Raw genomic sequence first — 7967 nt, forward strand, 5'->3', positions numbered from 1 at the left:
GAAACGGTCCCGGGCATCAGCCCGGGGCCGTTTTTCGTTGTCGCGGCCAACGGCCCGGACGCCGGCGGCCCTGCCCGGGCCGGCCCAACTGGCATGATGATGCAGTGAGCTCCAACGAAAGCACCGGCCTCCCCGGACAGCAGACCCCCGCCGCACGCCAGGTTGCCGCCGTCGAGCTGCTCGAGGCGGTCCGGCGGGAACTGTCCGCGGTGTCGTTGCCACTGGCGCTGCCCGGGGCCGATACCGCGCGGCTCGACATCCGCCAGGTCCTGGCCCAGCTGGATGACTACATCCTGCCCCGCTACCGCAGCCTGGACGCGCCGTTGCTCGCCGTCGTCGGCGGTTCAACCGGCGCGGGCAAGTCCACGCTGGTCAACGGCCTGGTGGGCCACCCGGTGACCCGGGCAGGGGCGATCCGCCCGACCACCCGCCAGCCCATTCTGTTGCACCACCCCGGCGACGCCGAATGGTTCGAGGACCAGCGGGTACTGCCGAGCCTGAGCCGAATCCGCGGAACGGTGGTCGCCGCGCCCCTGCCCGCACACCAGGCAGGCCCCACCCCGGACGCCGCCGCCGTCACCTCCCTGGTGCTCGCAGCGGACCCGGCCGTGCCGCAGGGCATCGCTCTGTTGGATGCCCCCGACGTCGACTCCATCTCGGATGACAACCGCCGGCTCGCCGGCCAGCTCCTCGCGGCCGCCGACTTGTGGGTGTTCGTCACCACCGCCAACCGCTACGCCGACGCCGTACCTTGGCGCCTGCTGCTGGACGCCGCCTCGCGCGACATCATGGTGGCCGTGGTGCTTGACCGCGTGCCGGCGGCGGCAGAGGAGGAGGTCAGCGCGGACCTCCAGGCCATGCTCAGCCGCGAAGGACTGGGCGCCGCGCGGCTCTTCGTCGTGCCCGAGGTGGCGCTGGACGCCATGGGGATGCTGCCCGTTGACGCCGTGGCGCCGCTGCGCAGCTGGCTTCAGGAACTTGCCGCCGACGCGGCCGGCCGCGCGGCGATTGCCCGCCGGACGCTCAACGGCACGGTCAAGGCGCTGGGCGGCCGGGTCGACGCCGTCGCAGACGCTGTGGCCGCCCAGCACCGCGCTGCCGGGCTGCTGGCCAAGGACGCCAGCGGCGCCTACGAGGACGCCGTCGGCCGGATCCTCGACGCAACCCGCGACGGCGCCCTGCTGCGCGGGGAAGTACTGGCGCGCTGGCAGGACTTCGTGGGAACGGGCGAGTTCTTCCGCGTCATGGAGCAGAACATCGGCCGGCTGCGGGACCGGATGGGCGCCTTCTTCCGGGGCGAACCCACCCCGGCCGTGCGGGTGGAGACTGCGATCGAGACAGGCCTGCAGGCTGTCATCCTGGACGAGGCCGCCAACGCCGCCGAAGACGCCGACCAGCGCTGGCGCTCCGACCCGGCCGGCCGCCAACTGCTGGGCACCGATGACCTCTCCGGCACCAGCGAGGGCTTCGCCGACGCCGTGGCCGCCGAGATCCGGGCCTGGCAGGGCAGCCTGATGGAGCTGATCCGGACCGAAGGCCAAGGCAAACGCAGCCAGGCCCGCTGGCTCTCCTTCGGCATCAACGGCCTTGGTGCGGCACTGATGATCGTGGTCTTCTCGATGACCGCGGGCCTGACCGGGCTGGAGATCGGGGTGGCCGGCGGCACCGCCGTCGTAGGCCAGCGCGTGCTCGAAGCCGTCTTCGGCGAGGACGCCGTGCGCCGGCTGGCCAAGACGGCGCGCGAAGACCTGCAGGTACGCTGTGCGCGGCTGTTGCAGGCAGAGCAGCAGCGTTTCCTGGCGCGCCTGGAGGTGCCTGACAGTGTGCCTCCGGCGATCCTCGCGGAGCAGGCCGCTGCGCTCGGCCGGCTGGCGGCCTCGGCATGAACCGCCACACTGCCGCCAAGCAGGCCTCGCAGTTGCACCGCCGGCTGGATGCCCTGAATGAAGCCCGGGAACTGGCCGCGGGCGCCCTGCCCGAGGAGACCCTGGCCGAGGTGCTCGAGGTCCTGGAACGGGCGAGTTCCCGGCGCTCGCTCTCGGCGGATCACACCGTGGTGGGCTTCTTCGGCGCGACCGGCAGCGGAAAATCATCGCTCTTCAACGCCGTCAGCGGCGAGGAAATCGCCACCGCGGCCGCCCGGCGTCCCACCACCTCCGAACCCCTGGCCGGCATCTGGGGTGCCGAGGGCAGCGACGGACTGCTCGATTGGCTGGACGTCCGTACCCGGCACCACGCCGCGGCAGTCCCCGGATTCGCCGACGAGACCACCGGGCTGATTCTGCTGGACCTGCCGGACTTCGACTCGACCCGCGCCGAAAACCGGGAGATCGTGCAGCGCATGGTGGGCCTCGTGGACGTCCTGGTGTGGGTGCTGGATCCGCAAAAGTACGCCGACGCCGCGGTGCACAATGACTTCCTCACCCCGTTGGCCTCGCACGCGGCCGTCACACTCGTGGTACTCAACCAGGTGGACCGCCTGCCCGAACATGAAATCCGGCCGGTGCTGGAGTCACTGAAGGGCATCCTGGCGCGGGACGGCCTGGGCAAAGTGCAGGTGCTGGGCGCCTCGGCCGTTGTCGGGACCGGCGTGGACAAGGTCCGGGCCGCCATCCGCCAGGTGGTCATGCAGCGGCTGGCGCTCTCGCAGCGGCTCGCTGCGGATGTCGACCGGGCCTCGGCGCGGCTTGCCGAGGCCTCCGGTGCGGGCGAGGCTGCGGGCGTCAAGGGCGGCACCCGGGACCGGCTGGCCGGGGAGTTGGCCGTCGCCGCGAATGTGCCGGTGGTGGTCGAAGCCGTCGCGAGGTCCTACCGGCAGGAAGCCACGCGCCGCACCGGTTGGCCGGTGACGCGCTGGCTGGTCAGGTTCCGGCCCGATCCGCTGCGGCGGCTGAACCTGCGACGGACCCAGGCGCGGCCGGAACTGAACCGTACCTCGCTGCCGCCGGCCGGGGCCCCGGAGCGGGCCCGCACCGACGCCGCCGTGCGGGAGTTTGCGGACGCCGCGTCCGACGGCGCCCCGGGGCCCTGGCGCGCGGTCATCCGCGGCGCCGCCCGTGAGGGCAGGGAGCAGCTCCCGGACGCACTGGACCAGGCGATTGCCGGCACCGATCTCAAAGCCGGGCGCAGCTCCTGGTGGTGGACCGCCTTCAACGTGGTCCAGTGGCTGGGGCTGCTCGTCGCGCTCGGTGGCCTGGGCTGGCTGGGGGTACTTGCCGCGCTGGGCTACTTCCAGCTACCGGTGCCGGAGATTCCGCGGATAGAGGGCTGGCCGGTCCCCACCGTCATGGTGGCCGGGGGAGTGCTGCTGGGCATCGTGCTCGCCCTCGCGGCGAAATTCATTGCCGGCGCCGCGGCGCGGGCCCGTGCGGCGGCCGCCAGGAGGCGGCTCCAGGCCGCGGTCGCCGCCGTCGCGGAGGAACTGGTGGTGGATCCGGTGGAACTGGAGATCAGCAGGCTCAAGTCCTTCAACGCCGCCTTGAAATCCGCGGCAGGCTGACGAACCTCAGCCGGTCGCCAGGAGTTCCGCGGCATCGCGGACCTTGACCAGGGTCCGCAGGTTACGCGTGGTGGTGCTGGCCTTGTACTTGGCCTTGGCGGAGAGCTTGCTGAAGGGGCTGTCGAGGGTGCCGCCGGCGGGAGCCAGCCAGGCCACGGCTTCGGGCCCCAGCCGCGTCAGCTCCACCCCGTCCAGGGCACTGCCGGCGACGTAAAGCTCGGAAAGTATCCCGGTATCCGAGGAGAGGGTGACGTAGCTGTGCGTCACGGTGTCGTCCGCCGGATAGGGGCAGGCGTCGACGAGTTCGGCAACGCGGCCGGCGGCCAGCACCACCACCCAGGCGTCGTAGCCGAAGGTTGCCCGCAGGCAGGCCTCGAACTCGGCCTTCACCCCGGCCGCCGGAAGCTCACTGGCCAGCACCACGTTGCCGCTGGCCAGGAGCGTTTTCACGGCCGAAAACGGACGAGACTTGAGGGCCTCTTTGAGCTCGGCCATCTTGATGTTGACCCCGCCCACGTTGACGCCGCGCAGAAAGACCGCATAGCTGTTCATGGCCACAGCCTAGCTGTGTTGTCCAGCATTCCCCCGCGCAGGGGGCGTCAGTCGTTGGTCTTGCGCAGCGCCTCGGTTAGGACCCGGGCGGCGTTGCAGACCACTTCCGCGTGCAGGCGGCCGGGCTGGCGGGTCAGGCGTTCGATCGGGCCGGAAATGGAGACGGCGGCGATCACGCGGCCGGACGGGCCGCGGACGGGCGCGGAAACGGAGGCGACCCCCGGCTCGCGTTCCCCGAGGCTCTGGGCCCAGCCCCGGCGTCGTACTCCGGCCAGGACGGTGGGCGTAAAGCGGGCGGCCTGAAGGCCTTCGAGCAGGCGGTCGTGGTCTTCCCAGGCCAGCAGCACCTGGGCGGCGGAGCCCGCCTTCATGGAGAGCTGGGTGCCCACCGGGATGGTGTCCCGGAGGCCGATGGGCCGCTCGGCGGAGGCGACGCAGACGCGCCAGTCGCCCTGGCGGCGGAAGATCTGTGCACTCTCGCCGGTGGCGTCGCGCAGCTGCATCAGCACCGGGCCGGCGGAGGCGATCAGCCGGTCTTCGCCGGCTGCGGAGGCGAGTTCGACCAGGCGGCTGCCGAGCACGAACCGGCCCTGGATGTCGCGGCTCACCAGGCGGTGGTGGACGAGCGCCAGCGCGAGGCGGTGCACCGTTGGCCGCGCGAGGCCGGTGGCGGCAACGAGCTGCGCCAGGGTGGTGGGGCCAGCCTCGAGCGCGTCGAGTACATGGGCCGCTTTATCGATGACGCCGACGCCACTAGAATTGTCCATGTAATGATATTGCCGTCTCAATATCTGAGATGCAAATCATTGCGCTGGCATATTCGGCGGCAGTGCTGATTCAGTGGAGATCAACAAACCAGCCGGAACGGGACGCGTCGCGAAGCAGCATAGACGGTCACGCGGCGAAACAGCAGTGAAGGGAGCAGGCCGTGGCAAAGACATTGGCCGAGAAAGTCTGGGACGCACATGTGGTGCGCAAGGGGGACGGCGAAGGCGCCAACGCCCAGCCCGATCTCCTCTTCATTGACCTTCACCTCGTGCATGAGGTGACGTCCCCGCAGGCTTTCGAGGGCCTGCGCCTCGCCGGACGCAAGCTGCGCCGGCCCGACCTCACGATCGCCACCGAGGACCACAACACTCCCACGCTGGCCATCGACAAGCCAATCGCGGACCTCACCAGCCGGACCCAGATCGAGACCCTGCGCAACAACTGCAAGGAGTTCGGCGTCCGCCTGCACTCCCTGGGTGACGCCGAGCAGGGCATCGTGCACGTGGTCGGCCCGCAGCTGGGCCTCACCCAGCCCGGCATGACCGTCGTCTGCGGCGACTCGCACACGTCCACGCATGGGGCTTTCGGGGCGCTCGCCATGGGCATCGGCACCTCCGAGGTGGAGCACGTCATGGCCACCCAGACGCTCTCGCTCAAGCCCTTCAAGACCATGGCGATCAACGTTGAGGGAACGCTGCGCCCCGGCGTGAGCGCCAAGGACATCATCCTGGCCGTCATCGCCAAGATCGGCACCGGCGGCGGGCAGGGCTATGTGCTGGAGTACCGCGGTTCCGCCATCCGGGCGCTGTCCATGGAAGCCCGGATGACCATCTGCAACATGTCCATCGAAGCCGGCGCCCGCGCCGGACTGGTCGCCCCGGACCAGACCACCTATGACTACATGCACGGCCGCCCGCACGCGCCCCAGGGCGCTGACTGGGACGCCGCCGTCGAATACTGGAACACGCTGCGCACCGACGACGACGCGACGTTCGACGCCGAGGTGGACCTCGACGCCGACACGCTGGAACCGTTCGTGACGTGGGGGACCAACCCGGGTCAGGGCGTGTCCCTGTCCGCCAAGGTGCCCTCGCCCGCTGACTTCGGCGACGAGAACGCCAAGGCCGCCGCGGAACGCGCGCTGCAGTACATGGGCCTTGAAGCAGGCACGCCGATGAAGGACATCCGGGTCGACACCGTGTTCCTGGGCTCCTGCACCAACTCCCGGATGGAGGACCTCCGGGCGGCGGCGGACATCATCCGCGGCCGAACCAAGGACCCGGACATCCGGATGCTGGTGGTGCCCGGCTCCGCCCGCGTCCGGCTCGAGGCCGAGGCCGAGGGCCTGGACAAGGTCTTCACCGACTTCGGTGCGGAGTGGCGCTTTGCCGGCTGCTCGATGTGCCTGGGCATGAACCCGGACCAGCTGGAAGTGGGGGAGCGCTGCGCCTCCACATCCAACCGCAACTTCGAAGGACGCCAGGGCAAGGGCGGCCGCACCCACCTCGTTTCGCCCGTCGTGGCGGCGGCGACGGCGGTGCGCGGCACGCTGAGCTCTCCGTCGGACCTGGACCCCGTGCCCGAGGCCGTCAGCCGCCGCACCGCCGCGGTGTAGCGCCCACCCTGACCGCACCGATCCACACAGCCACGAAGGATCCGCCATGGAAAAGTTCACCACCCACACCGGAATTGGTGTCCCGCTGCGCCAGAGCAACGTGGACACCGACCAGATCATCCCCGCCGTCTACCTCAAGCGCATCACCCGGACAGGGTTCGAGGACGCGCTCTTCTCGGCCTGGCGCAAGGACCCGGCGTTCATTCTCAACCAGGAACCGTTCAGCGCCGGCTCCGTGCTGGTCGCCGGACCCGACTTCGGCACGGGCTCCTCACGCGAGCACGCCGTCTGGGCGCTGAAGGACTACGGCTTCAAGGCTGTGCTGTCCTCCCGCTTCGCGGACATCTTCCGTGGCAATTCCGGCAAGCAGGGATTGCTGGCCGCCGAACTGGCCCAGGACGACATCGAACTCATCTGGAAGGTGCTGGAAAACGCTCCCGGCACAGAGGTCAAGGTTGACCTGGTCTCCAAAACGGTCGAATGCGGCAATGTGGTCGCGCCGTTCGAGATTGACGACTACACGCGCTGGCGCCTGCTCGAGGGACTGGACGACATCGGCCTGACCCTGCAGCACGAGGAAGACATCACCGCCTACGAGGCCACGAGGCCGGCGTTCAAGCCCACGACGCTGCCAGCCAAGCTGTCCTAGGGCGGTTCCTGCAGTTATAAGAGTGCCGCCGTCGGGTTTGTGACCCGACGGCGGCACTCTCGCGTGGGTGTCTGCGGCCCAGGGCTAACTCCTGATTCCTAGTCTTCGACGTCCTGGACGGTTCTGGATAGCAGGCAGAACTCGTTGCCCTCGGGATCAGCCAGTACCACCCAGCTCACGTCCGGGCCTTGGCCCACGTCTGTGCGCCGCGCCCCGAGGGCGAGCAGGCGTTCCAGCTCCTCAGCGGTGGATACACGGTCAGCCCGCAGGTCGAAGTGCAGCCGGTTCTTGACCGTCTTGCCCTCGGGCACCGCGATCACATCGATGGAAGGCCAGGACTTGTCCTGGGGCGCGATGCTGATGACGTCGCTATCCTCTTCGACAACATGCCAGTCGAGGACGGCGCACCAGAAGTCGGCCACTACCTTTGGCCGGACGGCGTCGATTGCAATAGTAGCTAACTGGCTTGGCATGGCCCCACGATAGCCCAGGGGATGAAGCCAGAGGCCGTTCTCCCTCATTTCGCGCGTGACTTCATCCCTTGTATGCGCGGCTGACGTACGTGCGGTGGTGAACGGGTACCGCGCCCCCAGCTGGCAGTAACCGCCGTCCGGACTGGCCCCGCAGATCGGCTTTCGTTGTTCAGCATCTGAAGTAGTGGTTTCTTCGGGGTGTTTGGCATGGGTCGAGGTGGGGTGGCGGGATGAACCAGGGGATCCCGGCGCGGATCTGGATGGTCCATTGTTCCTTGTGGGTCAGGTGGTGATGGCGGGAGCAGAGGAGTGTTCCGTTCTCGGCGGACGTGGTGCCGCCTCTGGACCAGTAGGTGATGTGGTGGGCTTCGCACCAGGGTGCCGGGATGGTGCAGCCGGGGAAGGCGCAGC

General features: G+C 69.5%; 8 protein-coding genes. 4 read left to right on the plus strand and 4 right to left on the minus strand.

Going from position 1 to position 7967, the window contains the following annotated elements; all coding sequences use genetic code 11:
• The first annotated feature begins 104 nt into the window (after window positions 1–104).
• Together HNO80_RS11345 and HNO80_RS11350 are read left to right on the plus strand one after the other, a co-directional pair.
• A complete protein-coding gene (locus tag HNO80_RS11345) occupies window positions 105–1886 on the plus strand; it encodes a dynamin family protein (RefSeq protein WP_175322955.1) in 1782 nt (593 codons plus the stop codon).
• Window positions 1883–3499: a GTPase gene (locus HNO80_RS11350; protein ID WP_175322956.1), complete on the plus strand. Its 1617-nt coding sequence runs from the start codon at window positions 1883–1885 to the stop codon at window positions 3497–3499. The genes HNO80_RS11345 and HNO80_RS11350 overlap by 4 nt, the downstream gene beginning before the upstream one ends.
• 6 nt (window positions 3500–3505) lie before the next feature.
• On the opposite strand, the gene HNO80_RS11355 is transcribed toward HNO80_RS11350, so the two are convergent.
• Entirely contained in the window at window positions 3506–4051 is a 546-nt protein-coding gene (locus HNO80_RS11355; RefSeq protein WP_175322957.1) for a DUF1697 domain-containing protein, read from the minus strand.
• A gap of 47 nt (window positions 4052–4098) precedes the next feature.
• The gene (locus tag HNO80_RS11360) at window positions 4099–4818 is read right to left on the minus strand and encodes an IclR family transcriptional regulator (protein WP_175322958.1); all 720 of its coding nucleotides are present in this window, start codon (window positions 4816–4818) and stop codon (window positions 4099–4101) included.
• 161 nt (window positions 4819–4979) lie between these two features.
• Here HNO80_RS11360 and leuC point away from each other — a divergent pair, with 161 nt between their 5' ends.
• Both leuC and leuD read left to right on the plus strand, forming a co-directional pair.
• Window positions 4980–6434: a 3-isopropylmalate dehydratase large subunit gene (gene leuC / locus HNO80_RS11365; protein WP_175322959.1), complete on the plus strand. Its 1455-nt coding sequence runs from the start codon at window positions 4980–4982 to the stop codon at window positions 6432–6434.
• Window positions 6435–6480: 46 nt separating this feature from the next.
• On the plus strand, window positions 6481–7083 hold the full coding sequence (gene leuD / locus HNO80_RS11370; RefSeq protein WP_175322960.1) for a 3-isopropylmalate dehydratase small subunit: 603 nt from the start codon (window positions 6481–6483) through the stop codon (window positions 7081–7083).
• Window positions 7084–7181: 98 nt separating this feature from the next.
• On the opposite strand, the gene HNO80_RS11375 is transcribed toward leuD, so the two are convergent.
• Both HNO80_RS11375 and HNO80_RS11380 read right to left on the minus strand, forming a co-directional pair.
• Window positions 7182–7556: a VOC family protein gene (locus HNO80_RS11375; RefSeq protein WP_175322961.1), complete on the minus strand. Its 375-nt coding sequence runs from the start codon at window positions 7554–7556 to the stop codon at window positions 7182–7184.
• A 169-nt stretch (window positions 7557–7725) separates the two neighbouring features.
• Window positions 7726–7967, minus strand: a 242-nt coding sequence (locus tag HNO80_RS11380) for an HNH endonuclease signature motif containing protein (protein ID WP_175322962.1), incomplete at its 5' end; no start/stop codon positions are given.

The organism is Arthrobacter sp. C9C5, assembly GCF_013359735.1.
Classification (GTDB): Bacteria; Actinomycetota; Actinomycetes; order Actinomycetales; family Micrococcaceae; genus Arthrobacter.

Bases quoted from the DNA above. Each gene is read 5' to 3' on its own strand.
- HNO80_RS11375 (WP_175322961.1), bottom strand. From the start codon at position 7,556: ATGCCAAGCCAGTTAGCTACTATTGCAATCGACGCCGTCCGGCCAAAG.
- HNO80_RS11350 (WP_175322956.1), top strand. From the start codon at position 1,883: ATGAACCGCCACACTGCCGCCAAGCAGGCCTCGCAGTTGCACCGCCGG.
- leuD (WP_175322960.1), top strand. From the start codon at position 6,481: ATGGAAAAGTTCACCACCCACACCGGAATTGGTGTCCCGCTGCGCCAG.
- HNO80_RS11360 (WP_175322958.1), bottom strand. From the start codon at position 4,818: ATGGACAATTCTAGTGGCGTCGGCGTCATCGATAAAGCGGCCCATGTA.
- HNO80_RS11355 (WP_175322957.1), bottom strand. From the start codon at position 4,051: ATGAACAGCTATGCGGTCTTTCTGCGCGGCGTCAACGTGGGCGGGGTC.